At 70.1% G+C, this 26,818-nt stretch carries 24 protein-coding genes and 1 riboswitch; of the genes, 15 read left to right on the plus strand and 9 right to left on the minus strand.

All coding sequences use genetic code 11. The annotated features are described in order from the left end of the window. The first annotated feature begins 30 nt into the window (after window positions 1–30). From PVE36_RS07760 to PVE36_RS07775, 4 genes are read left to right on the plus strand one after another with little or no spacing between them, the layout of a single operon-like run. Window positions 31–1,401 (plus strand): carboxypeptidase regulatory-like domain-containing protein, encoded by a 1,371-nt coding sequence (locus tag PVE36_RS07760; RefSeq protein ID WP_277455696.1) that lies wholly within the window; start codon window positions 31–33, stop codon window positions 1,399–1,401. Between the two features lie 21 nt (window positions 1,402–1,422). Next, window positions 1,423–2,415, plus strand: a complete 993-nt coding sequence (locus PVE36_RS07765) for a branched-chain amino acid ABC transporter permease (protein ID WP_277455698.1) — start codon at window positions 1,423–1,425, stop codon at window positions 2,413–2,415. A gap of 43 nt (window positions 2,416–2,458) precedes the next feature. Then, window positions 2,459–3,325 (plus strand): ABC transporter ATP-binding protein, encoded by an 867-nt coding sequence (locus PVE36_RS07770; RefSeq protein WP_277455699.1) that lies wholly within the window; start codon window positions 2,459–2,461, stop codon window positions 3,323–3,325. Further along, on the plus strand, window positions 3,318–4,061 hold the full coding sequence (locus tag PVE36_RS07775; protein ID WP_277455701.1) for an ABC transporter ATP-binding protein: 744 nt from the start codon (window positions 3,318–3,320) through the stop codon (window positions 4,059–4,061). The genes PVE36_RS07770 and PVE36_RS07775 overlap by 8 nt, the downstream gene beginning before the upstream one ends. 80 nt (window positions 4,062–4,141) lie before the next feature. Here PVE36_RS07775 and PVE36_RS07780 read toward each other — a convergent pair whose 3' ends face one another. Beyond that, window positions 4,142–5,404, minus strand: coding sequence for an ABC transporter substrate-binding protein (locus PVE36_RS07780; RefSeq protein ID WP_277455788.1), 1,263 nt, complete (start codon window positions 5,402–5,404; stop codon window positions 4,142–4,144). 265 nt (window positions 5,405–5,669) lie between these two features. Between PVE36_RS07780 and PVE36_RS07785 the strand changes: the two genes are divergently transcribed. Beyond that, window positions 5,670–6,572, plus strand: a complete 903-nt coding sequence (locus tag PVE36_RS07785; RefSeq protein ID WP_277455702.1) for an SDR family oxidoreductase — start codon at window positions 5,670–5,672, stop codon at window positions 6,570–6,572. Between the two features lie 8 nt (window positions 6,573–6,580). Here PVE36_RS07785 and nhaA read toward each other — a convergent pair whose 3' ends face one another. From nhaA to PVE36_RS07815, 6 genes are all read right to left on the minus strand, one after another. After that, window positions 6,581–7,867: a Na+/H+ antiporter NhaA gene (gene nhaA, locus PVE36_RS07790; protein WP_277455703.1), complete on the minus strand. Its 1,287-nt coding sequence runs from the start codon at window positions 7,865–7,867 to the stop codon at window positions 6,581–6,583. Window positions 7,868–8,029: 162 nt separating this feature from the next. After that, window positions 8,030–8,653: an isochorismatase family cysteine hydrolase gene (locus PVE36_RS07795; RefSeq protein ID WP_277455705.1), complete on the minus strand. Its 624-nt coding sequence runs from the start codon at window positions 8,651–8,653 to the stop codon at window positions 8,030–8,032. A 129-nt stretch (window positions 8,654–8,782) separates the two neighbouring features. Continuing rightward, window positions 8,783–9,178 carry an ectoine synthase gene (locus PVE36_RS07800; RefSeq protein WP_277240932.1) on the minus strand — a complete coding sequence of 132 codons (396 nt, stop codon included), beginning with the start codon at window positions 9,176–9,178 and terminating at the stop codon, window positions 8,783–8,785. A gap of 38 nt (window positions 9,179–9,216) precedes the next feature. Next, complete coding sequence (gene ectB, locus PVE36_RS07805; protein ID WP_277455707.1) at window positions 9,217–10,497, minus strand: diaminobutyrate--2-oxoglutarate transaminase; 1,281 nt, start codon at window positions 10,495–10,497, stop codon at window positions 9,217–9,219. A gap of 51 nt (window positions 10,498–10,548) precedes the next feature. Then, the gene (ectA, locus tag PVE36_RS07810) at window positions 10,549–11,064 is read right to left on the minus strand and encodes a diaminobutyrate acetyltransferase (RefSeq protein ID WP_277455709.1); all 516 of its coding nucleotides are present in this window, start codon (window positions 11,062–11,064) and stop codon (window positions 10,549–10,551) included. Window positions 11,065–11,191: 127 nt separating this feature from the next. After that, complete coding sequence (locus PVE36_RS07815; protein ID WP_277455710.1) at window positions 11,192–12,337, minus strand: aminotransferase class I/II-fold pyridoxal phosphate-dependent enzyme; 1,146 nt, start codon at window positions 12,335–12,337, stop codon at window positions 11,192–11,194. A gap of 41 nt (window positions 12,338–12,378) precedes the next feature. On the opposite strand from PVE36_RS07815, the gene PVE36_RS07820 reads away from it, so the two are divergent. The 9 genes from PVE36_RS07820 to gcvP all read left to right on the plus strand — a co-directional run bounded on the left by PVE36_RS07820 (window position 12,379) and on the right by gcvP (window position 20,593). Next, window positions 12,379–13,386 carry a DUF881 domain-containing protein gene (locus PVE36_RS07820; RefSeq protein WP_277455711.1) on the plus strand — a complete coding sequence of 336 codons (1,008 nt, stop codon included), beginning with the start codon at window positions 12,379–12,381 and terminating at the stop codon, window positions 13,384–13,386. Next, on the plus strand, window positions 13,383–13,715 hold the full coding sequence (locus PVE36_RS07825) for a small basic family protein (RefSeq protein ID WP_277455713.1): 333 nt from the start codon (window positions 13,383–13,385) through the stop codon (window positions 13,713–13,715). The genes PVE36_RS07820 and PVE36_RS07825 overlap by 4 nt, the downstream gene beginning before the upstream one ends. Next, complete coding sequence (locus PVE36_RS07830) at window positions 13,712–14,557, plus strand: DUF881 domain-containing protein (protein ID WP_277455714.1); 846 nt, start codon at window positions 13,712–13,714, stop codon at window positions 14,555–14,557. The genes PVE36_RS07825 and PVE36_RS07830 overlap by 4 nt, the downstream gene beginning before the upstream one ends. Before the next feature lie 22 nt (window positions 14,558–14,579). Then, complete coding sequence (gene gcvH, locus PVE36_RS07835; RefSeq protein ID WP_277455715.1) at window positions 14,580–14,969, plus strand: glycine cleavage system protein GcvH; 390 nt, start codon at window positions 14,580–14,582, stop codon at window positions 14,967–14,969. A gap of 79 nt (window positions 14,970–15,048) precedes the next feature. Beyond that, window positions 15,049–15,501, plus strand: a complete 453-nt coding sequence (locus tag PVE36_RS07840; protein WP_277455716.1) for an FHA domain-containing protein — start codon at window positions 15,049–15,051, stop codon at window positions 15,499–15,501. Window positions 15,502–15,503: 2 nt separating this feature from the next. Next, a complete protein-coding gene (locus tag PVE36_RS07845; RefSeq protein ID WP_277455717.1) occupies window positions 15,504–16,211 on the plus strand; it encodes a MerR family transcriptional regulator in 708 nt (235 codons plus the stop codon). Between the two features lie 20 nt (window positions 16,212–16,231). Next, window positions 16,232–16,711, plus strand: coding sequence for a bifunctional nuclease family protein (locus tag PVE36_RS07850; RefSeq protein ID WP_277455718.1), 480 nt, complete (start codon window positions 16,232–16,234; stop codon window positions 16,709–16,711). 196 nt (window positions 16,712–16,907) lie between these two features. Then, window positions 16,908–17,477, plus strand: coding sequence for a MerR family transcriptional regulator (locus PVE36_RS07855; protein WP_277455719.1), 570 nt, complete (start codon window positions 16,908–16,910; stop codon window positions 17,475–17,477). A gap of 44 nt (window positions 17,478–17,521) precedes the next feature. Further along, a riboswitch (glycine riboswitch) is annotated at window positions 17,522–17,615 on the plus strand. Between the two features lie 71 nt (window positions 17,616–17,686). Next, window positions 17,687–20,593 carry an aminomethyl-transferring glycine dehydrogenase gene (gene gcvP, locus PVE36_RS07860; RefSeq protein ID WP_277455720.1) on the plus strand — a complete coding sequence of 969 codons (2,907 nt, stop codon included), beginning with the start codon at window positions 17,687–17,689 and terminating at the stop codon, window positions 20,591–20,593. Between the two features lie 205 nt (window positions 20,594–20,798). On the opposite strand, the gene PVE36_RS07865 is transcribed toward gcvP, so the two are convergent. After that, window positions 20,799–23,987, minus strand: coding sequence for an SMC family ATPase (locus tag PVE36_RS07865; protein ID WP_277455721.1), 3,189 nt, complete (start codon window positions 23,985–23,987; stop codon window positions 20,799–20,801). Then, window positions 23,984–25,159: an exonuclease SbcCD subunit D gene (locus PVE36_RS07870; protein WP_277455723.1), complete on the minus strand. Its 1,176-nt coding sequence runs from the start codon at window positions 25,157–25,159 to the stop codon at window positions 23,984–23,986. Before PVE36_RS07870 ends, PVE36_RS07865 begins: the two co-directional genes overlap by 4 nt. A gap of 177 nt (window positions 25,160–25,336) precedes the next feature. Between PVE36_RS07870 and PVE36_RS07875 the strand changes: the two genes are divergently transcribed. Then, window positions 25,337–26,818, plus strand: a complete 1,482-nt coding sequence (locus tag PVE36_RS07875) for a glutamate--cysteine ligase (RefSeq protein WP_277455724.1) — start codon at window positions 25,337–25,339, stop codon at window positions 26,816–26,818.

Consider the following 26,818-nt stretch of genomic DNA (forward strand, 5'->3'; position numbering starts at 1 on the left):
GTACACAACGACGTTTCCGGAGGACAGCACGTGCGAACGCGCCTCGCGGTGGCCTTCGGGGCGCTGCTCTTCATGTTGCTCGGGGCTCCGACGGCCGTGGCGCACACCGTCGCCGGTCCGGCATCGGTCGCCGCGGCCGAGGAGCCCGCGATCACCGGCATCCTGCGTGGTCCTGATCGGGAGCCCGTCGAGGGGGTCACCCTCACGGTCACCGATGCGGGCAGCGCCACGACCGACGCGAAGGGGGAGTGGCGGATCGAGGTGCCGGGCCCCGGCACGTACGAGGTGAGCCTCGACACCTCGACACTGCCCGATGGGTTGCAGACCCGCGACGTGGGAGGGGAGACGCTGCCCGAGGTGCAGGTACGGGCGGGACGCGACTCGACGGTGATCTTCCCGCTCATCCCACAGGGGGAGCAGCAGGAGTCGGGGACGACCCCCTCCGAGACCGACGGCGAGGCGACCAGCGAGTCCGACACCTCGACGGGGACCACCGGCGGGGACGGCGGCAATGACTTCACCGCCCGGTTCCTCCAGCTCGTCGTGGAGGGCATCAAGTACGGCACCATCATCGCCATCACCTCGGTGGGGCTGTCCCTGGTCTTCGGGACCACGGGCCTGATCAACTTCGCCCACGGTGAGCTGGTCGCCCTCGGGGCCATCGCCGCCTTCTTCTTCTCCGCCGGTGCCTTCGACCTGCCTCTCGTGCTCGCCGCCCTGGTGGCCATCGTCATCGGTGGCGGGGCCGGCGCAGCGCTGGAGCGCGGTCTGTGGCGGCCCCTGCGGGTGCGGGGGACCGGGTTGATCCAGATGTTCATCATCTCGATCGGTGTCTCACTGTTCCTGCGACACCTGCTGCTGATCTTCTACGGCGGTCGGCGTCAGCAGTACGACCAGTACGCGCTCCAGTCGGAGATCGATCTCGGCCCGGTCTCGATCACGCCCCGGGACCTGACGGTGACCGTCATCGCCATCCTGGTCATCATCGGTGTCGCGCTGATGCTCCAGCGCACGCGGATGGGCAAGGCGATGCGTGCGGTCTCCGACAACCGGGACCTGGCGGAGTCCTCGGGCATCGACGTCAACCGGGTCGTCCTCTTCGTCTGGATCCTCGGTGGGGGACTGGCCGCGCTCGGTGGCGTCTTCTACGGCCTGACCACGGCCGTCTACTGGGACATGGGGTTCAACCTGCTGCTGCTGATGTTCGCCGGCGTCATCCTCGGTGGCCTGGGCAGCGCCTTCGGCGCGGTGGTCGGCAGCCTGGTCGTCGGTCTCGTGGCCCAGCTGTCGACCCTGTGGTTCCCCACCGAGCTGCAGAACGCTTGGGCCCTGCTCGCTCTCATCATCGTCCTGCTCGTGCGCCCCCAAGGCATCCTTGGCCGGGCCGAGCGCGTCGGATAGACCGACGAGTCAAGGAGAGAAATGGACTGGCCCAGCATCATCGGCAACGCCGTTCGCGGGATGTTCGGACCCGAGGCGGCGATCTACGCCCTGGCCGCGATCGGCCTCAACATCCACTTCGGCTACACCGGCCTGCTCAACTTCGGCCAGGTGGGGTTCATGCTCGTCGGCGCCTACGGCGTCGCCGTGTCGGTCGCCGTCTTCGGGTGGTCGATGTGGGTGGGGGTCCTCCTGGGGATCGCCTGCGCAGTCCTGCTGGCTCTTCTGCTGGGCCTGCCGACGCTGCGCCTGCGTGGTGACTACCTGGCGATCGCCACCATCGCCGCTGCCGAGGTCCTCAGGTACTTCTACCGCTCGAGCACTCTCGAGCCACTCACCGGGGGCGTCTACGGTCTGCGCCAGTTCGCCGGCGAGTTCTTCGTGCTCAATCCCTATCCACCGGGGACGTACGGATGGGGAGAGGTCACCTTCGACCACCGCTCGATGTGGGTGATGACCGTCGGCTGGGGCCTGGTGGCGCTCGGCTGCCTCATGGTCAAGCTGTTGATCAGCAGCCCGTGGGGCCGCGTGCTGCGTTCGGTCCGTGAGGACGAGCTGGCCGCGCGGAGCCTCGGCAAGAGCGCCTACGGCTTCAAGCTGCAGAGCCTCGTGCTCGGTGGGGCCCTGGGTGGTCTTGCCGGCGTGCTCATGGCGATCAGCATCCAGTCCGTGCAACCGGACAGCTACGACCCGAAGGTGACCTTCTACCTGTACACGATCGTCATCCTCGGCGGTGCCAGTCGGGTGCTGGGCCCGGTCCTTGGGTCGATCATCTTCTGGTTCATCGTCACCTTCTTCGACGCCTTCCTGCGGAGTGCGACGTCCTCCGGACTCATCTCCCCATCGGTCCTCGACAGCGGTGACGTCGGGGCGGCCCGGTTCCTCCTCGTCGGGCTCGGCCTGGTCCTGCTGATGGTCTTCCGACCGGCAGGGATCCTCGGGAACCAGAAGGAGCTGAGGCTCGATGTCCGATGACCGGGTACACGGGGCCCCGGACGGGGCGAGGGAGGATGCCGCGATGAGCGAAGCACCGACCGTGGGAGCGGCTCAGCTCGTGGGCGTGCCTCCGGAGCCGGGGGTCGCGAAGCCCGACGCGATCTTCGTCGCCGACGACGTCGTGCGCAGCTTCGGCGGACTCAAGGCGGTGGACGTGGACCACCTCGAGATCCAGCGCGGGACGATCACGTCCCTCATCGGCCCCAACGGGGCCGGGAAGTCGACCTTCTTCAACGTCGTCTCCGGGTTCGACACACCGGACGGCGGCACCTGGAGCTTCCAGGGTCAGGACGTGTCGAAGCTGCCGGCGCACCGGGTGGCACGACGAGGGATGGTCCGCACCTTCCAGCTGACCAAGGCACTGACCCGGCTGACGGCACGCGAGAACCTCATGCTCGGCGCGACCCACCAGGTGGGGGAGCGATTCATCCCCGCGCTGCTGCGGTTTCCGTGGAGATCGCAGGAAGCCGAGATCGGGGCACGGGCCGACGAACTCCTGGAGCGTTTCAACCTGGCCCACATGCGGGACGAGTTCGCCGGCACGATGTCCGGTGGTCAGCGAAAGCTGCTGGAGATGGCGCGTGCGCTGATGGTCGAGCCGTCGATGATCATGCTCGACGAACCGATGGCCGGCGTGAATCCGGCCCTCACCCAGTCCCTGCTCGGGCACATCCAGACGCTGCGCGACGAGGGGATGACCATCGTCCTCGTCGAGCACGACATGGACGTCGTGATGGGGATCAGCGACTGGGTGACGACGTTCGCCCAGGGACGGCTGATAGCCGAAGGGCGTCCGGACGACATCCGTCGGGACAAGGCCGTCATCGACGCCTACCTCGGGACGCAGCGCAGCCTGCCCCAGCAGGAGAAGGAGACCCGTGATGAATGACAGCGAAGCGACCCGCGAGACGGTCCTCACCGCGGTCGACCTCGTGGCCGGGTACATCCCGGGGGTCGACATCCTGCGCGGGTGCAACGCCCGTGTGGACGCGGGCGAGCTCGTCGGGATCATCGGTCCCAACGGCGCCGGGAAATCGACGTTGATCAAGGCCATGTTCGGTCTGGTACCCGTGACCGGTGGCAAGGTCCTCCTCGCCGAGAAGGACATCACGTCCCTGCCGGCGCACGCCATGGTCTCCGAGGGAGTCGGGTACGTCCCGCAGAACAACAACGTCTTCCCGTCGCTGACCGTCGAGGAGAACCTCGAGATGGGCATGTACCTGCGGCCCAAGGAGTTCGGCACCCGCTTCGCCGTGGTCAGCGAGATCTTCCCGCTGCTCTCCGAGCGACGGAACCAGAAGTGCGGGTCGCTCTCCGGGGGCGAACGTCAGGTGGTGGCAATGGGGCGTGCCCTGATGACCGACCCGGCCGTCCTCCTCCTCGACGAGCCGTCGGCCGGACTCTCGCCGATGATGCAGGACGCCGTCTTCGAGTCGGTCCTGAAGATCAACCGGTCGGGGGTGTCCATCCTCATGGTCGAGCAGAACGCCACCAACTGCCTGGAGATCTCCGACCGCGCCTATGTCCTCGATCAGGGACAGAACGCCTACACCGGGACGGGCAAGGAGCTCCTGCACGACCCGAAGGTCATCGAGCTCTACCTGGGGACCCTCGCGCGCATCTGACCCTCCTCCTGCAACCTCAACGACGAAGGGCCCGACCGCGCGATGCGGGCGGGCCCTTCAGCGTGGAGCGTCCGCCCCGATCACTCCTCGGCGGTGACGTCCTGGACCCGAACGGTCTCGAGATCCCCCTTGTCGTTGAACGTGTACACCTCGATCGAGGCCGCGCCCGGCTCACCGTCCTCGGTGAAGTCCAACGGACCGCTGGCACCCTGGTAGTTGATGTCGGTGCCCTCCTCGATCATGCCCTTGCACTCCTCGAAGGTGGAGCACTCCTCACCGTCCTTGGTCACGCCGCCGACCTCCTCCTTGAAGTCGGCCGGGTCGGTGCTCTCCGCCTGCTCGGCAGCCAGGGCGATGATGTTGACGCAGTCGAAGACCTGCGGGGCGAACTGCGTCTCCTTCAGGTCCGGTGCGAACTCCTGGAGATCCTTCAGGAAGGCATCGTTGGCCGACGACGCCGGCGCCGTACCCTTCATGCCCGACAGGACACTGGGGTCGTTCTCGTTCACCAGCTCCGGCAGCTCCTCGCTGCGCAGACCGTCCGCGCCGTAGAGGCCGACCTCGTCGGTGGTCATGCCCGACTCCACCAGGCCCGAGAGGATCTGCTTGCCCTCCTCGAAGGCGATCAGGACGACTGCATCGGGCTTCGCGCCCGAGGCCTTCTGGACGACGGCGTCGAAGTTGGTCGCCTTCGGGTCGTACATCTCCTTGGTGGCGACCGTCGCGCCCGAGCTCTCGAGTGCCTCGGCGGTGGCATCCACCAGGCCCTTGCCGTAGTCGTCGGCGCGCCCGATCAGGGCGACGTTGCTGTAGCCGTCACCGATGATCGTCTCGGCGAGGACCGGCCCCTGCATCGCATCCGACGGCGCGGTGCGGAAGTAGAAGCCGTCGTCCTCGTAGCCGGTGAAGGTCGGGGCCGTGTTGGATCCGGAGCACTGCACGACCTGGGACCCGGTGATCTTGTCGATGATCGCCAAGGACATGCCCGAGGCCGCAGCCCCGATGATGGCGTCGACGTCGGCGTTGAGCACCCTCTCGGCCGACTGGGAGGCGATGGCGGCGGTGTCGGCCTCGTCACCACTGACGAGGTCGCCGATGTCCTGGCCCAGGACCCCACCGGCGCCGTTGATCTCGCTGATCGCGTACTTGGTGGCCTCGATCTGGGGCGGTCCGAGGAAGGCAAGCTGCCCGGTCTCGGGGAGCACGTAGCCCAGCTGCAGGGGCTCGCTCGAGCCACCACCGCCACCGCCGCCCGCGTCGTCGCCGCCCCCGTCGCCCCCTCCACCGCAGGCGGAAAGCACCATCAGCGCCGCCGCCGTGACACTGAGCGTCTTCGTGCGCATGCTCACACGCATACGTTCTCCTTAGACAAACTGCCGAGGGTCCGACCGACATCGTTGTCGGCGTGACCCTTCCCCGGCCATGTGGATGCGGGAACGCTAGCACTGGGCACGGGGCATGTCGGCTGTTGTGAACCACCTGTGACCCGCTCGAGACCTGCGGTGCAGGCCCACGACCTCCCGCCACCGGGCAGGGGAGCGGTTTGGCTTCCGGGTGGAGGGGTAGTCGGAGAGCAGATGTCAGGGCAGACGAGAAGGAGGCCAACCCATGAGCGAGTCCGAGATCAGCGCGAAGGCCGCGGCGATGACGACCGGCGAGGACGGCGGGTTCCCCGCACAGCAGCAGCAGCTTCCTGGGTCGAGCGCCCGGATGGAACCGGTCCCGGACCACGGCGAGGAGACATGGGTCGGCTCCGGTCGGTTGCGGGGGATACGGGCGCTGATCACCGGCGGTGACTCGGGGATCGGTCGAGCCGTGGCCATCGCCTTCGCTCGGGAGGGAGCTGACGTGGCGCTGTCCTACCTGCCCGAGGAGCAGGAGGACGCGGAGACCACCGCCGACTGGGTCCGTGAGGCCGGGCAGGAGGTCGTCCTGTGCCCGGGTGACCTGCAGTCCCAGCAGGTGTGCGCCGATGTCGTCGCGACCGCCGTGTCGGAGTTGGGCGGGCTCGACGTCCTCGTCAACAACGCAGGGGTGCAGATGGCCCGGGACCAGGGGATCGAGGACATCTCCGACGAGCGTCTCGACCGGATCTTCAAGACCAACCTCTACGCGCTCTTCTGGATGACGCGAGCGGCCATGCCCCACCTCGGTCGAGGATCGAGCATCATCAACGTCAGCTCCATCCAGGCCTTCGAGCCCTCGCCGTCGTTGTTGGACTACGCATCGACCAAGGCGGCGATCAACAACTTCACCGTCAACCTCGCCGCCGAGGTGGGCGAGCGGGGCATCCGGGTCAACGCCGTCGCTCCCGGGCCGATCTGGACGCCGCTCCAGCCGGCCACCCAGCCCGAGAAGAAGATCAAGGCCTTCGGCGCCGACACCCCTCTCGGCCGGGCAGGGCAGCCGGGCGAGGTGGCCGGCGCCTTCGTCTACCTGGCGTCACCGGCCGAGGCGAGCTACGTCTCGGGCACGGTCCTGGGCGTCACGGGCGGCAAGCCCGTCTTCTGAGGGGCCGCTCAGGAGGCGGCGGAGCCCGCTGAGTCTGCGGTGGCCCTGCGCCCGCGGATGCCCAGGATGACCGCACCGCAGACGGCCGCGGTGAACGAGCCCAGGAGGACCCCGATCTTCACGTGCTCCTCGGCGACGCTGGAGTTGCCGAAGGCGAGCTCACCCACGAGCAGCGAGACGGTGAAACCGACACCGGCGACGAAGCCCACCCCGACCATGTCAGGCCACGTCAGGTCCGAGTCCAGACGGAAGGCGGGCAGCCGGCTGAGCAGGAAGGTGGTCCCGACGATGCCGATCGGCTTGCCCACGACGAGACCGAGGATGATGCCGATGGTGATCGGGTCCTGCAGCGCCTTGGTCATCCCCGCGACCCCGCCGACCGCGACGCCGGCGGAGAAGAAGGCGAAGACCGGCACGGCCACGAGGGTGGAGAAGATGCCCCACTGGTCCGCGAGGTAGGCAGTGAGCCCGTTGTAGACCGGCTCGCCGTCCTCGGTCGTGTAGCTGAGCACCCTGGCCCGGGCCGTGGCCACGACCGGGACGGTGAAGCCGAGAAGCACCCCCGCCACCGTGGCGTGGATTCCCGAGAGGTGGACCAGCGCCCAGGTGGCGAACCCCAGGGGCGCCAGGAGCCACCACGTGAGGACCCCGCGCTGGACGAGGACGGCGAAGATCGCCAGGGGGAGGAGCGCGAGCAGCAGCCACTGCAGGTGCAGTCCCTGGGCGTAGAAGACGGCGATGATGGTGATCGCGATGAGGTCGTCCACGATCGCCAGGGTGAGCAGGAAGACGCGCAGGGCGGAGGGGAGTCCGCGAGCGACCACCGCGAGGACGGCGACGGCGAAGGCGATGTCGGTGGCCGTCGGGATCGCCCACCCTTGGAGGGCCTCGCCCCCGGCGGACATGGTGATGGCGAAGTAGATGCCTGCCGGGACGACGACGCCGCCGACCGCCGCAGCGATCGGCAGGGCGGCCGTCTTCGGGTCCCGCAGCTTGCCCGCGACGAACTCCTCCTTCAGCTCCAGGCCCACGACGAAGAAGAAGATCGCCAGCAGGCCGTCGGCGGCCCACTCCCCGACGGACAGATCGAGGTGGAGTGCCGCCGGGCCGAAGTGGGTGTCCCTCAGGGACTCGTACATCTCGACCGCGGGCGTGTTGGCGCACACGAGGGCGAACACCGTCGCCACGAGCAGGAGCCCGCCACCGAAGGCGTCGCTGCGGGCGTTCTCGCGAACACCGCGCCACAACTCGTGGGGAGCAAGCCTGCTCGGGGAGGTCGTCTCGGGATCGGTCATGGGGACCCGGCTTTCACGAAGTGCGGACGAGGACGGCTGGTTGGCCTCCGGAGCACGGGGGAGGGCGCTTGGTACACGTCGTCGTGGGGGCGATCACAGGCCGAGTGTACGGCGTGACCTCCCGCGTGCCCTGGAGCGACGTCCGCTCGATGCAGGACGGTCTCAGGGGACGGTGACGCGGCGTAGCTGCTCTGCATCCAGCACCGGCAACCGGTACTCGTCACGCAGCGTGTCGAGGGCGAGCTCGTGCAGCTCCGGTCGGTGCGATCCGATCGCATCGCGCACCAGCACCACCTCCCGCTGGATGGCGAAGGCGTGAGCGGCTGTCGCCGCGACGCACGTGTGGGTTGACACCCCGACGATCACGAGGGCGTCGAGGTCCAGCTCGGTGACGACCTCCTGCAGGTCGGTGCCGACGAAGGCGTCGTCGCGGGTCTTGACCACCTCGGTGGCATCGTCCAGGTCCAGCTCGTCGAGGGTGGCGGTGTGGGCGTCGCCCTCGAAGAGGTAGCCCTGGTCGTCCTCGAGCATGTTCAGCGTCCAGGTCGAGCGGTCTCGCTTGTGCTGCGTGACCACGTTGATGACCGGGAGCCCGAGGTCGTGCGCCCAGGCGAGGACGGTCGTGCAGTGGGCCACGATCTGCTGGCGGCGCTCCTTGAGCGCGGCCGCCTCGAAGTAGGCCTCCTGCATGTCCATGACGACCACGCCGGTTCGCTCGGGACGTCCGCGCCAGGGCGGGGTCCGCAGGACCCTGTTGTCGGGTGTTGCTGTCTGCTCGTCGTTCACGGGGTGTGGGTACCCAGTGGCGGCCGGCTCATGTGCCCAGCGCTCGGTGCCCTGCGCCGGCCGCGAGGCACCGGGGGACGACGAAGGGGGCGGGCCCGGCGGCCCGCCCCCTTCGTCGTGCCGGCGCGATCAGTCCTCGGTGAGGGAGAGGGCCGGGTACACGCCGTTCTCGTCGTGGACCTCGCGACCCGTGACCGGCGGGTTGAAGACGCACGCGCAGTGAATCTCCTCCTCGACGGTCACGGTGTGCTTGTCCGCGTCGTCGAGCATGTACATCACGCCCGGCTCGAGGGGGTACGTCTCGCCGGTGTCGCGGTCGGTGAGCGTCCCCTTGCCCTGGTAGACGTACACGGCCTCGACGTGGTTGGCGTACCAGAAGTCGGACGACGTCCCCGCCTTGAGGATCGTGATGTGGAAGCTGAAACCGACCTTGTCCTTGGCCAGGACCATGCGACGACTCTGCCAGTTGCCGTGGACGATGTCGTACTCGGTGCCGTCGAGGTCGTTGACGTTGACAACCTTCATCGGGATCTCCTTGTCTCGTAAGTGTGGTGGTGGAGGGCTCAGGCCGTGGTGCGCGCGGGCGCGCCCAGGACCTCGCGCGTCGCGTCCTCGAGCTGGTCCAGGCCTGCGGCGAGCTCGTCCTCGGTGATCGTCAGCGGAGGCATGATCTTGACGACCTCGCTGGAGGGGCCCGAGGTCTCGACCAGGAGCTTGCGCGCGAAGGCGGCCTTGGCGATCTTCTCCGCGACCTCGACGTCGCGGAAGGCGATCCCGGAGAGCAGGCCGCGGCCGCGCAGCTCGCTGCCCTCGGCCAGACCGGCCAGGACCTCGAGACGCGAGCGCAGCTGCTCGGCGCGCGCGGCGATGTTGCGCTCCAGGGCGTCGTCGGCCCAGTAGGTGCGCAGTGCCTTGGCCCCGGTGACGAAGGCCGGGTTGTGCCCGCGGAAGGTGCCGTTGTGCTCGCCGGGCTCCCAGTCGTCGATCTCCGGCTTCATCAGGGTCAGGGCCATGGGGAGGCCGTACCCGGAGATGGACTTGCTCAGGGTGATGATGTCCGGGTCGAGGCCGAACTCCTCGAAGGAGAAGAACTTCCCGGTGCGGCCGCAGCCGGCCTGTACGTCGTCGACGATGAGCAGCACGCCGTACTCGTGGCACAGCTCCTGCAGCTCCTTGAGCCACTGGCCGCGAGCGGCCTTGAGGCCACCCTCGCCCTGGACCGACTCCACGATGACCGCCGCCGGCAGGTTCGTGCCCGAGCCGCTGTCGGCCCAGATGCGCTTGAGCCAGGCGAAGTCGGAGGTCTCGCCGACGATGTAGTCGTCGTAGGGGGCCGAGGTCGCGTGGTACAGGGGGGTACCGGCGCCGGCACGCTTGAACGCGTTGCCGGTGACGGCGAGGGAGCCCAGGGTCATGCCGTGGAAGGCATTGGTGAAGTGGACGACGTCCTCGCGACCGGTCGCCTTGCGGGCGGTCTTCAGCGCCGTCTCGACGGCGTTGGTGCCGGTCGGGCCGGGGAACTGGATCTTGTGCGTCATCCCGCGCGGGGCGAGGATGAGCTCGGTGAAGGCCTCCAGGAAGTCGCGCTTGGCCTTGGTGTACATGTCCATGGAGTGCGTCACTCCGTCGTTGGCGATGTACTCGAGGAGCGCTTCCTTGAGGATGTCGTTGTTGTGCCCGTAGTTGAGGGCGCCCGCACCGGAGAAGAAGTCGGTGTAGCGCTCGCCGTCCTCGGTGTACTGGTACGGCCCCTTGGCCGTGTCGAACACCACGGGCCAGTTGCGGCAGTAGCTGCGCACCTCCGACTCGCGCGTGGTGAAGATGTCCGTATTGGCAGCGTTCATGGTTGTCCTTCCGGTGGACGGGTCAGTGGAGAGGTCTGTGGTGAGCCGGGTTCAGAACGGTCCGATGCGGTGCAGCACCTCCGGCTCGTGGCCCTCGTCGGGGAAGTGCTCCCGCTCGAACAGGGCGATCTCCTCGTGCTCGGCCCCCCGCTTGCGCGCGAACGCACCGAACAACGCGCGGGAGGCGGCGTTGTCGTCGGTGATCGTCGTCTCGAGCGAGGTCACGCCCGGCACGGTATCGGCCAGGTGGTCGAGCATCCGTCCGGCCAGGCCGTGGCCGCGCTGGTCGGAGTCGACGGCCACCTGCCACACCATGAGGGTGTGGGGCGCGTCGGGACGGATGTAGCCGCTGACGAACCCGACGACCTCCCCATCGCGCTCGGTCACGACGCTCGTCGCGGCGAAGTCCCGCGCCCACAGCAGGTAGGCGTAGGAGGTGTTGAGGTCGAGCGTGCGGGAGTCCCTGGCCACGCGCCACATGGCGCCACCGTCCGCGATGGTCGGTGGGCGCAGGACGAAGGGGGACTCGTCCGGGGGCTGTTGGTCTTGAGCTGCGTCGATGGTCACCTGTTTCAACCTAACGTGACCAGCGCACAGATCAAGTCAGGGTTTCGGTCGGGTAACGAAATGACTTGCGGCTCAACGGAACTCGATAAATCGTGAAAAAGGCCACCTGACCGTGTCCAGGTGCGCCTCATCGGTCCGCGGGCTGGTCGAGTGCCTTCGCCATCCGGCGCACCGCCTCGTCGAGGACCTCCGGCGAGGCGGCGAAGTTGAGGCGGACGTGGCCGCGTCCGGCGCCGAAGGGCAGGCCCGAGTTGAACGCGACGCGTCCGTGTCGGAGGAAGTGGGTGGCGGGGTCGTCCCCGAGGCCGAGGGCGCGGCAGTCCAGCCACGCGAGGTAGGTCGCCTCACCGGGTCGCCACCTGATGTCGGGCAGGTGCTCGGCGAGCAGCTCACCGAGGAGGGCCCTGTTCGCGGTGAGGTCGGAGACCAGCTCGGCAAGCCATCCCTGCCCCTCGTCCATCGCCGCGATGTGGGCTCGGACACCGGCATGGCTGGCGGTGTGGGCCAGGTAACCGGGCACACCGCGAACCGCTGCGGAGGCGTTCGGTCCACCGATGACCGCCGCCGCCTTCAGACCGGCGAGGTTCCACCCCTTCGCCGGAGAGATCACGCTGAGGGCCCCGGCAGCCTCCGGGATCGACACGATGGGGGTGAACCGTGCCCCCGAAAGAACCAGCGGCGCATGGACCTCGTCGCTGATGACGGCCACGCCGTGCCGCTCCGCGGCCCGGGCGAGGTCGGTGAGCTCGGCGGCGGTCGGCACGGTGCCGGTGGGGTTGTGCGGGTTCGACAGCAGGACGGCGCCGCGACCGGGGGAGGAGGCGAAGGCGGTCTCCAGCGCCGGTACGTCGAGGCGGCCCGCCGATGTCAGCTCGACCTCGATCTTCCGCCGGCCGGTCGACGAGACCACCGAGTGGAAGGGCGGGTAGACGGGCACCGTGATGTACACGGGGTCGCCGGGGGCGGTGAGGGAGACGATCGCCGCCCTGACCCCGCTCATGGCATCGGTGACCAGCGCCATCCGCGTGGGGTCGACCGGTGCGGACCATCGCGCGTACCAGCGGGCCACCGCTTCGAGGTACGGGGCCGTGACGGGATACCCGAGGTCCCCGTCGGCGACGAGCCGGCGGATCTCCTCGGCCACGGGTGGCGCCGGCATGACGTCCATCTCGGCGACCCAGAGGGGAAGCACGTCGGGGTCGTGGAGCCGCCACTTGATGCTCGTGCGCCGTCGACAGGTGGTCTCGTCGTGGATCAGGAGATGACGCTGCATGCACCAACTCTTGCACCGTGGACACCGCCTACTCTGGTGGGGTGCGCACGACCGGTGCACTCGAGCCCATGACCGTCCAGCAGGGGGAGGAGCCTCTCGTGCGACCTGAGGAGCCGCGCCCTCCCGTCGACGAGTCCGAGCTGGACTACGTCGAGACGAAGGGGGTCCATCCCCTGGGGCGCCGCCCCGACGCCTCCATGACCCTGCTGACCTCGATGCTCGAACGGCCACTGGACCCCGGCTACGCGGCCGCGGCGGAGAGGCGCGAGGCCGCCGGACTGCCGCGCTCCAGTGGTACCCGCCGCCCGATGCTGATCGTCTCGCTGCTGCTCATCGGTCTGATGATCGGGGTGAGCACGGCGAACCTGCGCGGCGACGAGGGTGCGCGCGCCGACGCCCGCGCCCGGCTGATCAGCCAGATCGAGGACCGTCAGGAGGCGGTCGACGAGCGCGACGGCCGGATCCGGGAGCTGCGCGCGGAGATCGCCACCGCCACCGCACTGCTGGACCCCGACCTGGTGGGGACCCAGCAGGAGGGGATCAGCGTTGCCAGTGGACTCGTACCCGTCGGCGGTCCCGGCCTGCGCGTCACGCTCGATGATGCTCCCGACAGCCGAACCAGCGCCGACGGCGACCCTCGGACGGGGATCAACGACGAGGGGCGAGTGCGCTCCAAGGACCTGCAGCTGATCACCAACGGGCTGTGGAGCGCGGGTGCGGAGGCGATCGCCGTCAACGGGCAGCGACTGACGTCCAGGACCGCCATCCGCTTCGCCGGCGAGGCCATCCTCGTCAACTTCCGCCCCCTGACCCGTCCGTACACGATCGAGGCCATCGGTGACCCGGAGCAGATGCAGACGAACTTCGCCGAGAGCTCGGCCGGCTCCTACATGACGGGCCTGCGCAGCAACTACGGCATCGAGACGACACTGACCACGCAGGACGAGCTCGAGCTGCCCAGCGCCACCAACGTCCGCACCCGCGCGGCAACGGCCATCCCCTCGGGGGCGACGCCGCCAGTGACCCCCCGGAAGAAGGAGACCCCATGATCCCCGCGTTCGGCCTGCTGGTCGGGATCGTCCTCGGCCTCGTCCTGCAGCCCGATGTCCCCGTGTGGATGCAGCCGTACCTGCCCATCGCGGTCATCGCCGCCCTGGACGCGGTCTTCGGCGCCGTCCGGGCCACGCTGGACGGCATCTTCAACGACAAGGTCTTCGTCGTCAGCTTCCTGTCGAACGTCCTGGTGGCCGCCTTCATCGTCTTCCTCGGCGACCAGCTCGGCGTCGGCTCCCAGATGTCGACAGGGGTCGTGGTCATCCTCGGTGTGCGGATCTTCTCCAACGTGGCCTCCATCCGACGACACCTGTTCAAGGCATGAGCAAGGACATGGACGACAGCAGCGCGAAGGACCCGGGACGGGCGGGGGAGCAGGAGACGGGCGCGAAGCCCGGCACGAGGCCTCCTGCCGCAGGCTCCGGGCGCAGCAGCAAGGCCTCCTGGCGCAGGATCTACCTGATGGCGCGCCCGCGACTGACGCGAGCCAATGTCTTCGCCCTCCTGCTCGCGTCGCTGCTCGGATTCGCCCTCGCCACCCAGGTACGACAGACCCAGGCGGAGGGTCTGGAGGACCTCCGTCAGGACGAGCTGGTGCGCATCCTCGACGACGTCACCCAGAACGGCAGCCGCCTCGACGAGGAGATCGCCGAGCTGGAGGAGACACGTGATCGGCTCGCCAACAGCGAGGGCAACTCGCCGGAGGCGCTCGCCGCCGCCCAGGAGCGGGCCGAGACCCTCGGCATCCTGGCGGGTACGGAGCGGGCGACCGGGCCCGGGATCACCCTGCGCATCGAGGACCAGGGGGGCGAGGTCGACGCGGCGACCCTCCTGGACGCCGTGCAGGAGCTGCGTGACGCGGGCGCCGAGGCCATGCAGGTCGCGGACGCGCGGATCATCGCGAGCACGTGGTTCCGGGACAGCGAGGAGGGCATCGTGGTCGACGGCAGGACCCTCGACCCGCCCTACACCTTCATCGTCATCGGTGACCCGCAGACGATGAGCTCGGCGATGGAGATCCCCGGTGGGGTGTCCGAGTCGATCCGCAGCAAGGGGGGAGAGGTGACCGTGCACGAGTACTCCTCGATCAACGTGGAGGCATTGCACTCCAATTCATCGCCTCGTTACGCTCAGCCCCACCCGGAGCCGACCGACGGCTTGCAGTGAGCCGGGACAACGAAGGAGACAGATGAGCGACGCCACCTACCCCGAGGACCTCCGGTACAGCAGCGACCACGAGTGGGTGGCCACGACCGAGTCCGGTCGGGTGCGGGTGGGGATCACCCACTACGCGCAGGATGCACTCGGCGACGTGGTCTACGTCAGCCTCCCCGAGGTCGGCGACACCGTCGAGGTCGGCGACTCCTGCGGTGAGGTGGAGTCCACCAAGTCCGTCAGCGACCTGTACGCGCCGCTGGCGGGCACGGTCACGGCCGTCAACGAGGCGCTGGACGCGACCCCGGAGCTGGTCAACACCGCGCCCTACACCGAGGGCTGGATGTACGAGCTGGAGCTCGCCGAGGGCGCCGACACCTCGGATCTGCTCGACGCCGCTGCCTACCGCGCCGAGATCGACTGACCGCTGGTGTCACCGGCCGGCCCCGGCGTGGGGCCGGTCACGTAGTCTTGAGTCACGACACGACAGGAGGGAGCGCTGGATGAGCGGCAACCAGAACGACCAGCCCGCACGACAGGACCCGGCGACCCAGCAGTTCACCGGGATCGGGAGCAGCGCACCTGCCGACCTGCCGGAGTCCGACTACCACCTCAGCCGGGAGGAGCAGGCGACGGTGGACGCGCTCCACCCCGGCACTGCCCTGCTCATCGTCCTTCGCGGTCCCAACTCGGGCGCGCGCTTCCTCCTTGACGATGCCGAGATCACCACCGGTCGCGGACCGGACCGCGACATCTTCCTCGACGACGTCACGGTCTCGCGCAAGCACGCGGTCTTCGCGCGCGAGGAGCGTGGCTTCGGCGTGCGCGACGTGGGCTCCCTCAACGGGACCTACGTCAACAAGGAGCGGATCGACCAGGTCGCGCTACGCACCGGTGACGAGGTGCAGATCGGCAAGTTCCGCCTCGTCTACTACGCCAGCGCCGCGACCAGCTGACGGTGCCCGACGAGCGCATCGGGATCGGCGCCCTCATCGCGCAGCTCGAGGACGACTTCCCCGATGTCACCATCTCCAAGGTCCGCTACCTGGAGGCCGAAGGGCTGATCAACCCATCACGCACGGCCTCCGGGTACCGGAAGTTCTCCCGGGCGGACGTCGAGCGGTTGCGCTTCGTGCTCACTGCCCAACGGGACCGGTTCTGGCCCCTGAAGGTCATCCGGGAACGACTCGACGCCATGGACCGGGGGCTGAGCGTCGACGACGGCGGCAGTGTGGCTCCTCCCCGGAGCGACCCGCAGGACCCCGTCCGTGTCGACCCGGTCCCGGCCGGGGCACGCCCCCTGCGCCTCACCGCGACGGAGCTGCAGGAGGCCGCCGACATCGACACGGCCACGTTCCGGGAGCTCATCTCGTACGGCCTGCTGCCCAAGAGCAGCGAGTACTACGACGACGGCGATCTCGAGGTGGCCCGCGCCTCGGGGGCCCTGGTGGCCGCCGGCATCGACGTGCGACACCTGCGCCCCTTCAAGAGTGCGGCCGAGCGCGAGCTCGGTCTGGCCGATCACGTCCTGGGGCACCAGGCACTGCGCGGCAGGGCCGCCGACGCCGACGGGCTCGACGACGAATCGGTCACCAGGCGGGTTGTCGAGGACTGCCTCGACCTCCACCTGGCGCTCGTGCGCCGGGGACTGCAGACGCGCGGATGAGTGAGGGATACGGTGGGAGGGTGAAGTTGCTCGACGTCCTCGGTGTCCGGGTGGAGATGCCCACCTCCCAACCGATCGTGCTCCTGCGAGAGCGCGACGGTGGTCGACACCTGCCGATCTGGATCGGCGCGGCGGAGGCCACCGCGATCGCCTACGCCCAGGAGGGGGTCGAGCCGCCGCGTCCCCTGACCCACGACCTCCTCGTCGACGTCATCGCCGCCGTCGGCCGCGAGCTGAGCACGGTGCGGATCGACGCGGTGCTCGAGGGTGTCTTCCACGCCACCCTCGTGCTCGACGACGGGACCGAGATCTCTGCGCGGACCTCCGACGGCGTCGCACTGGCCCTGCGCACCGGCGCCGAGATCGTCGCCACGGACCAGGTGCTCGACGAGGTGGGGATCGAGTCCACCGATGACGACGAGGACGAGGTGGCGAAGTTCAAGGAGTTCCTGGACGAGGTGTCGCCGGAGGACTTCGACGAGCCCGGCACCGAGAGCTGAGGCCGGGGCACCGCGGACGGGCCGGTACGCCCGTCCATCCCGGCGCGACCTGATCGTTACCGACACGCAAGCCCTTCCTCGCGGGGGGTGTTTGACGCCCTCCCCGAGCCGCCGTAGCGTCGAAGACAGCACCGGGCCACACCGGTGCAATTCCACCCGGCTCGGTCCGGGACCACGGTGAGGGCAGGAGGGCGTAGTGGACGCCACCAACGACGAGGGCCGGACCCCCGTCCGGACCCAGGGCGTGCTCTTCGACGACGACCTGCCCGAGCTGTCCGAGGACATCGGTTACCGCGGTCCCGCCGCGTGCAGTGCCGCGGGGATCACCTATCGACAGCTCGACTACTGGGCCCGCACCGGTCTGGTCGAGCCCTCCGTGCGCGGTGCCGCCGGCTCCGGCAGTCAGCGCCTCTACGGCTTCCGTGACATCCTCGTGCTCAAGGTGGTCAAGCGCCTCCTGGACACCGGGGTGTCCCTCCAGCAGATCCGCGTCGCGATCCAGCACCTGCGTGAGCGCGGTGTCGAGGACCTGGCGCAGATCACCCTGATGAGCGACGGCGCGAGCGTCTACGAGTGCACCTCCGCCGACGAGGTCATCGACCTCGTCCAGGGTGGGCAGGGCGTCTTCGGGATCGCAGTCGGCCGGGTCTGGCGTGAGGTCGAGGGCTCGCTGCTGGAGATCCCGAGCGAGCGGATGGACCAGGCAGAGCCTGCGGAGATGCCGGGGGACGAGCTCTCCGCCCGCCGACGCGCAAAGCTCGCCTGAGCCCCTCCCGCGTCCCGGTCGCGCTGATAGCCTGACACCGCTGCTCACCCCACGGGGGAGAGTCCTCGCGCGTTGCGCGGGGCGCCGAAGGGGCAAATCTCCCCGGAACCTCTCAGGCGCCAGGACCCCGCGGATCAGGCACCTCTGGAGCGCCAGGCGTGACAGAAGGGGAGGCTGGCTTTGTACCCGCACGCGTCCAAGGGAGCCTCATGAGCGCCACACCACCCCTGTCCGAGTTCGTCGGCCGTCACAACGGCCCCCGAGAGTCCGATGTCCGGGAGATGCTCGGGGCCATCGGCCAGCCGAGCCTCGAGGCCCTGTGCGACGCGGCCGTGCCCGCCGCCATCCGTCAGACGAGCTCCGTCGACATCGAGGCAGCAGCCAGCGAGCTGGCCGTCATCGAGGAGCTGCGGGGCCTCGCGGCCAAGAACACCGTGATGACGTCGATGATCGGTCTGGGCTACTACGGCACGATCACGCCGGCAGTCATCCAGCGCAACGTCCTGGAGAACCCCGCCTGGTACACCGCCTACACCCCGTACCAACCGGAGATCAGCCAGGGGCGCCTCGAGGCGCTGCTGAACTTCCAGACGATGGTCGCCGACCTCACCGGCCTGCAGACGTCCGGCTCCTCCCTGCTGGACGAGGCGACGGCAGCGGCCGAGGCCATGACCGTCATGCGCCGCTCCAGCAAGGCCGCCAAGGACGCGGTCATGCTCGTCGACGACAACACCTTCCCGCAGACGCGCGCCGTCATCGACACGCGGGCCGTGCCCCTGGGCATCGATGTCGTCGGAGCCGACCTGACGGGCATCACGACCGCCGCGGAGCTGCGTGCCGCAGCAGGAGATCGCGAGGTCTTCGGCGTGCTCGTCCAGTTCCCGGCCGCGGACGGGACGATCACCGACTGGACGGCCATGGCGAGCGCGGCCCACGAGGCGGGGGCGCTCGTGACAGCCGCCGCTGACCTCCTCGCCCTGACCCTGCTCACGGCGCCCGGGGAGTGGGGGGCCGACGTCGCCGTCGGGACCACCCAGCGCTTCGGGGTGCCGATGGCCTTCGGCGGGCCGCACGCGGGCTACATGGCCGTGCGAGCGGGTCTCGAGCGCACGCTGCCGGGCCGACTCGTCGGCGTGTCCGTCGACGCCGAGGGGCGCGCCAGCTACCGGCTGGCCCTGCAGACACGAGAGCAGCACATCCGTCGCGACAAGGCGACGAGCAACATCTGCACCGCACAGGTGCTCCTGGCGGTCATGGCCTCCATGTACGCCGTCTACCACGGCCCGGACGGGCTGCGCGCGATCGCCGAGCGCGTCCACGGCACGGCCGTGGGCCTGGCGGCGACGCTGCGCTCCGGCGGCGTCGAGGTCAACGACGCACCCTGGTTCGACACGCTCCGGGTGAGCGTTCCCGGACGAGCCGACGAGGTCGTCAGCGCAGCCGTGGAGGCCGGGGTCAACCTCTGGCGCCACGATGCCGACACGGTCCTGGTGTCCGTGGACGAGACGACGGACCCGAGCGAGGTCGCCGCGGTGGCCGCGGCCTTCGGGGTCCCCGTCGCCGGCGGCGACGCGCACGAGGTCGACTCCTCGCACGCACCACAGGTGTCGCCGCAGTGGTCCCCGCAGCTGCTGCGGACGAGCGAGTACCTGACTCACCCCGTCTTCCACGAGTACCGCAGCGAGACGCAGATGCTGCGGTACCTGCGTCGCCTGTCCGACCGGGACTTCGCCCTCGACCGCGGGATGATCCCGCTGGGGTCGTGCACGATGAAGCTCAACGCGACGACCGAGATGGCGGCCATCACCTGGCCCGAGTTCGCCGGGCTGCACCCCTTCGCGCCCGACGACCAGACGGTGGGCATCCGCGAGCTCGTCGGCCAGCTCAGCGGCTGGCTCAGCGAGGTCACGGGCTACCACTCGGTCTCCTTGCAGCCCAATGCCGGGTCGCAGGGCGAGCTCGCCGGTCTGCTCGCCATCCGGGCCCACCACGCCGCTTCGGGCGCGGAGCAGCGCCGTGTCTGCCTGATCCCCGCCAGCGCGCACGGCACCAACGCCGCCTCCGCTGTCATGGCAGGGATGAAGGTCGTCGTGGTCAGGACCGCCGAGGGCGGTGACATCGACATGGACGACCTGCGGGCCAAGATCGACAAGCACCGCGACGACCTCGCCGCGATCATGGTCACCTACCCGAGCACGCACGGGGTCTTCGAGGACACGATCTCCGAGCTGTGCGGGCTCGTGCACGACGCCGGTGGTCAGGTCTACGTCGACGGCGCCAACCTCAACGCGCTCGTCGGGCTGGCGCAGCCCGGCAAGTTCGGCGCGGACGTCAGCCACCTCAACCTGCACAAGACCTTCTGCATCCCGCACGGCGGCGGGGGGCCCGGTGTCGGTCCGGTCGCGGTGCGGGAGCACCTTGCGCCGTACCTGCCCAACCACCCGCTCGCCCCGGCCGCGGGCCCGCAGACGGGCGTCGGCCCGATCAGTGCCGCACCGTACGGGTCGGCCGGCATCCTGCCGATCTCCTGGGCATACGTGCGCCTGATGGGCGGGGCCGGGTTGAGCCGGGCGACCCAGCTGGCAGTGCTCAACGCCAACTACGTCGCCAAGCGGCTGGGGGAGCACTACCCGGTCCTCTACGCCGGCCCGGGCGGGATCGTCGCCCACGAGTGCATCGTGGACCTGCGGGCGATGACGAAGGAGACGGGGGTGACCGTCGACGACGTCGCCAAGCGGCTCATCGACTACGGCTTCCACGCCCCGACCATGAGCTTCCCCGTCGCCGGCACCTTCATGATCGAGCCGACCGAGTCGGAGGACAAGGGCGAGATCGACCGTTTCTGCGATGCGATGATCGCCATCCGCGAGGAGATCGAGACCGTGGCGAAGGGGGAGGAGGTCACCACCTCCATGCTGCGGCGGGCCCCGCACACCGCTGCCTCGCTCGCGCAGGAGTGGGACCGCCCGTACAGCCGCGAGGACGCGGTCTTCCCCGTCGGGGTCGACGCCGCCGACAAGTACTGGCCGCCGGTGGCCCGGATCGATGGCGCCTATGGCGACCGCAACCTCGTGTGCTCCTGCCCGTCGCCGGAGGAACTGGCGGAGATCGGGTGACTCTCCGCTGCTCTCGGCCTGTCGCCTGAGCGGACGAAGGGCACGGCGGCCCTTGGCGCGAAGTCCGGACACGCGGGTCGGTGCCGTTCACCGACACCTGTTGGTCCGGACTTCGGCCTGAGCCGGGCCACCCCGCCCCTTCGACCGCTCTCTGCGCGGGCCGCCCGCGCATCGACGGTCGACCCCGTCCGTGTGGTGTCCCGGGTCAGGCGACGTCGGGAGTCGTGGTGCCGAGGACGGAGATGGTCGAGCCCTGCTGGGTCTTGTGAACCCGGACCTGCGTGGGGATGCGGGTGCGCATCTCGGTGACGTGGCTGACGACGCCGACGGTGCGGCCACCGTCGCGCAGGCGGTCGAGGACGTCGAGGACCTGCTCGAGGCTGTCCTGGTCGAGGCTGCCGAAGCCCTCGTCGACGAAGAGGGTGCCGAACTCCTGGCCACCGGACTCCTCACGGATGGCGTCCGCGAGCCCCAGCGCGAGAGCGAGTGAGGTCGTGAAGGACTCCCCACCGGAGAGGGTGGAGGTCGGGCGCACCCGGCCCGTCCACAGGTCTCGCACGGTCAGCCCGAGACCGCCCCGTCGCCGGCCCCGCGCCCCGGAGTCGTCGTGGCCCAGCTCGTAGCGACCGTCGGCCATGTCCACCAGTCGCTCGTTGGCCAGCTCGACGATGCGCTCGAGTCGGGCTGCCAGCACGAAGGTGGACAGCCGCATCCGCTTGTCGTTGTCGGTGCTCGTGCCCGAGACGAGGGTGGCCATGCGCGTGACGAGGGCTGCGTGCTCCGCGGCCGGCCCCAGCTCGGCACAGGCCGTGCGGACGTGGTCGCGCAGGGTGGTGAACTGCGTTCGTACCGTCTCGGCGGACGCCTGGCGTCGGGCCGCGGCCTCGGCGGCGACCCTCGCCTCCTCGGCAGCGGCCTCGAGCGCCGCGAGGTCGACGGGGTCCGCCTGCAGTGCTGCGACGACCTCGTCCTCCTCGAGGACGGCGACGGCTGCTGCGCGCCGGGCCTCGTGGTCGTCGACGGCCCGCTCGAGCTCGGCGAGTGCCGATCGGGGGAGGGCCGCCGCGGTAACGGTCGTGGGCTCATCGAAGCCGGCCTCCGTCAGGGCGCTGGCGAGCTGGTCCTCGGCCTCGGTCCGGATGGTCCTCATGCGCTCGAGCTCGGTGCCCGCACCGAGCACGTGGTCGATGGCGGTGAGTACGGCACGGTGCTCGCGGACAGCGGTGCTGACGGCCGTCGAGTGGGCCCGTGCCGTGTGCTGCAGGTCGGGGTCCGACGAGGTGACCGGCACACCTGCCTCCTGTGGCGTCTCCCCGTGCCGGGCAGGCGACGGGGGAGCGCACGGGCACTCGTCGGCGTGCTCGTCGATCGTCCGGGTCAGTCGTCGGGTGCAGTCGGTGACCTCCTCCTCGAGCTGCGCACGGCGTGTGCGGGACTCTGCCAAGGCGCTCACCGCGTCGTCGTGTGCCGCCACGGCCTGCGTGATCGCTGTCGCACAGCTCGCGGCAGCGCGCTCGACGGCCTCCCGACGGGCGACGACCTCGGTGAGTGCCGCCTTCTCCTCGCGCAGGAAGGTGAGGTCCCGGGTCAGGTCCTGCTCGACGTCGATCTCGAGCAGGTCGTCAGCAGCGACGAGCTCGGTGACCACCCGCGACAGGTCATCGACCCTGGCCTCGGCGATCTCGAGACGTGAGGCCGTGGCCTCGTCGGCCGTGCGGGCGCGGTCGAGCTCGGCCTCCGCGCGGGCGACCTCGTCGCGTGCCGCCTCGATCTGCTCCGGTGTGACCTGGTCTGCTGCCGGGGCGGGGGCGGGGTGCTCGGGGGACCCGCAGACCGCGCACGCCTCGCCGTCGACGAGCTGGGTGGCCAGCTCACCCGCCATGGTGTCCAACCGTTGCTGGACGAGCTGCTGCACGCGCTCCCGTCCCACCAGGACCTCCTCGTGCGCGCTCTGGCGCCGGTCGGTCGTGGTGCGCAGCTCGTCCCGGAGCGTCACCCGGGAGCCCCTCTCGGTGCTCAGCTCGGTCAGCCGGGTGACGAGGGGGGCGATGCGGGTCAGGCGCTGCGCGGCCTGCTCGACCTCCCCGAGGGCGGCGTCGACCTCGTCGGCCCGGCCACGGGCGGCAGCGAGGTCGGCGGCGGTCGTGCCCACGGACTCCTCGCGCGCCTCGACCGTCGCCGCCGACCGTGGCAGGTCACGGGCAAGGCGCTCGAGTCGCTGCGACTCGTGCCGTGCCGTCGCGAGGACGTCGTCGTGGGCGACGAGCACCTCACGCACGTCGGCGAGCTCCTGACCCAGGACGTCGTCGGGGAGGGCGGCCAGGGCGATCTCCCTGGCCTCGTGCGCCGTCGTGACGGCCTCTCGGGCGCGCTCGGCTGCCCGGACGTGCGGGAGGACACCCGCTGCGTCCCGGGCGCGGGAGAGGCGGTGACGCCGCTCGGCGTGCTCGTCCGCGGCCTCCTCGAGCGTGTCGAGGACGGCCCGGGCCCGATGACCGCGCCGGCGACGCTCCTCCTCGCGACGCCCGGTGTCCAGGGCCGTGCGGGTGATCCCGGCCCTGCTCCGGGCGTCGTCGACCAGCGTCATGACCTCTCCGGCGTGCGCCTCGAGAGCAGCATCGATCGCGTCCACGGCCGTGAGCAGGTCCTCGGGGCCGAGGTGGTCGAGGGACTCGTCGCGGTCGCCCACGTCGGACGTCTGGACCAGCTCGGACAGCTCGACGTCCGTCTCGGCGAGCAGCTCGGTCAGGCGTCCGGTGTGCCCGTCCAGCGCCGTGCGGGCACTGGCCAGGCTGGTCTGGGCCTCCTGCCGCTGCGCGGTGAGGTGCTGCTCGACGGCCACGTAGTCGGTGACGTCGAAGAGCCGCTCGAGGACATCCCGTCGCTCCTCGTCGCTCGCGCGGAGGAAGGCGGCGAAGTCCCCCTGGGGGAGCATGACCACCCGACGGAACTGGTCCACCCCCATCCCGAGGAGGTCGTCGAGGACCCGCGCGGTCTCGTCGATGCGCGAGCTCAGCGATTGCCAGCTGCCGCCCGCGTACTCGTCGAGCTGCACGCGGGCCTGCTCGGTCGTCGTCCCGGTGCCGCGCCTCTTGGGTCGCTCGTAGGCCGGCGCGCGGGTGATGCGCAGGCGCCGGCCGGCCAGGGTCAGCTCGAGGACGACCGTGGTCACCTCCGTCACGGCGGCGTGCTGGCTACGCAGCGACGTCGTGAGCCGGTCACCGGGGACGTTGGCGTAGAGCGCGAAGCAGATGGCGTCCAGCAGGCTGGTCTTGCCCGACCCGGTCGGTCCGTGGATGAGGTAGAGGCCGGAGGAGCCCAGCTCCTCGAGGTCGAGGTCGACCGTCCCCGCGAAGGGTCCGAAGGCGGTCGCCGTGAGATGGTGCAGCCTCATGCCGCCCCGCGCTCGCGGGCGCGCCCCTCGTCCTCGCGCCGACCCCGTGCGGCCCGTCCGGCCTCGAGCGCGTCACGCAGCAGCCGGGTCTCGGCCTCATCGGCACCGGCCCCCCGCCGGACGTCCTCGACGAAGTCGCAGCAGACCTCGAGGGGCTCACGGCGGGCCACCTTGGCCGCGTAGCTGCGCGCGGGCAGGGACTCGCCCTGCGGGTCGAAGCGCAGCTGGAGCACGTGGGGAAAGCGTCGGGCCAGCTGCTCCATGGCGCCGACGGGACGGACCGGGTCGGTCAGCGTCACCTGGACCCAGGCACCCTCCGCCGGAGCGTGACCGGGGTCGGTGAGGACCTCCTGGAGGGTGCCGCGCACCTGTGCCAGCCGACGGTGCACGGGGGCCTCCACCCGCTCGACCCGCACGTCGCCCTCGGCGCCCAGATCGAGCAGCAACGTGCCCTTGGTGTGGTGGGTCTCGCTGAAGGACATGGCGACGGGCGAACCGCTGTAGCGCACGGTCTCGGCGACCTGCTGGGCGCCGTGGAGGTGCCCCAGCGCAGCGTAGGCGACGCCGTCGAAGGTGCTCGTCGGCACCACGGCCACGCCACCGGTGCTGATGTCGCGCTCCGACTCGCTCGTGGCGCCACCGCTGGCGAAGCAGTGCGCCATCGCGATCGTCCGCGGCCCCCGCGTGGCGGCATCGGCACGCACCCGGTCCATCGCCGCACCCAGCACGGACGTGTGGGTCCGCTGGTCGACGCCCAGCTCCTCGGTCACCGAGGACGCCGCGGGCTCGAGGTAGGGGATGGGGTAGACCGCGGTGTCGCCGACCATGACCGGGGTGCCGATCGAGTCCAGGTCGGAGCGGATGTGCAGCCCGGCGCGGGAGAGCAGGTCGGACGCGAATCCCAGCCTGATCGCCGAGTCGTGGTTGCCGCTGGAGATGATCACCCGTGCGCCGGAGTCGATGATGCGCGTCACGGCCTCGGAGAGCAGCGAGACCGCGTCCGGGGGCGGCAGCGCGCGGTCGTAGACGTCGCCGGACACGAGGACCGCGTCCACCGACTCCGCCCGCACCGTCGCGACGAGATGGTCCACGAACTCCGACTGGGCCGCGAGCAGCCCCACGCCGTGGAAGGCGCGGCCCAGGTGCCAGTCGGAGGTGTGGAGCAGCTTCATGGGGCCCACGCTAGAAGCGGACACCGACAGTGCTGCGGTGCGACACCCCCTTCGTCATCGCTGGTGCGCAGGGCGGACTCGGCCGGTCGGCGCATCAGGGGACGGTCTCCCCCTGTCCGGCGTGGCCTCCCGTGGGTAGATTCGAGCCAGCCGTCCCTCGGCGAGAGGTGGAGTCCCATGGGCAAGGAAGTCCAGACCCAGAGCTACACGCGCGAAGAGCGTCAGCGCTACCGCGAGAAGGTGCGCCAGAACCTCGACGTGTTCGAGCGGATGCTCGCCGAGAGCGTCTTCGACGACGCAGTGCCCCTGACCGGCCTGGAGATCGAGCTCAACCTCGTCGACGAGGACAACCAGCCGGCCTTCGTCAACGACGAGGTGCTCGAGTCGATCGCCGATCCCGACTACCAGACCGAGCTCGCGCAGTTCAACATCGAGCTCAACGTCGCGCCCCGGCCGCTACCGGGTGACTCGGCACTGGACCTCGAGGCCACCCTGCGCGAGTCCCTCAACCGCGCGGACGCGAAGGCCGCCGAGCGCGGCGCGCGCATCGTCCCGATCGGGATCCTCCCCACGATCCGCGAGGAGCACTTCCTGGGGGAGTGGATCAGCGCCAACAACCGCTACACAGCGCTCAACGACTCGATCTTCACCGCCCGCGGCGAGGACGTCGTCCTCGACATCGAGGGCCCGACGGGGGAGCGTCTGAACACCTATGCCGGCTCGATCGCCCCGGAGTCGGCCTGCACCTCGGTGCAGCTGCACCTGCAGGTGGGGCCGGGCCAGTTCGCCGACCACTGGAACGCCGCCCAGGCCATCTCCGCGGCGCAGGTGGCGCTCGCGGCCAACTCGCCGTACTTCTTCGGCAAGCGCCTGCACGCCGAGACGCGGATCGCGTTGTTCTCCCAGGCGACCGACACCCGGCCGATCGAGCTGAAGAACCAGGGCGTGCGGCCAAGGGTCTTCTTCGGCGAACGATGGATCACCTCGATCTTCGACCTCTTCGAGGAGAACGTGCGCTACTTCCCGGCGCTGCTGGCCGAGGCCACCGACGAGGACCCGGCCGCGGTCCTCGACCAGGGCGGCACCCCGCAGCTCGGCGAGCTCAACCTGCACAACGGCACCGTCTACCGGTGGAACCGGCCGATCTACCAACCCACCGAGGGCAAGCCCCACGTGCGCGTGGAGAACCGCGTCCTGCCGGCCGGGCCGACGATCATCGACGTCCTGGCCAATGCGGCCTTCTACTACGGCGTCGTCCGCACGCTCGCGCGCGAGGATCGCCCGGTGTGGACGCGGATGTCCTTCCCGGCCGCCCAGGCCAACTTCGAGGCCGCCGCCCGGGACGGACTGACCGCCCGACTGTACTGGCCCGGGCTCGGGCAGCTCACCGCCGACGAGCTGACCGTGCGTCACCTGCTGCCGATGGCGCGCCAGGGGTTGGAGGACTGGGGCGTCTCCTCGAGGGTCATCACGAGGTACCTCGACGTCATCGAGGGGCGGTGCACGTCCGGTGTCAACGGCGCCGTGTGGCAGACGGAGTGCGTCCGTCGCCTCGAGGAGGGCGGCCTCGAGCGCGCCGACGCCCTCGCCGAGATGGTCGGGCTCTACCGGGACCACATGAGCCGCAACGAGCCGGTCCACACCTGGCCATTACCCTGA

The sequence above is a fragment of the Janibacter sp. DB-40 genome (assembly GCF_029510815.1).
In the GTDB taxonomy this organism is placed as follows: Bacteria; Actinomycetota; Actinomycetes; order Actinomycetales; family Dermatophilaceae; genus Janibacter.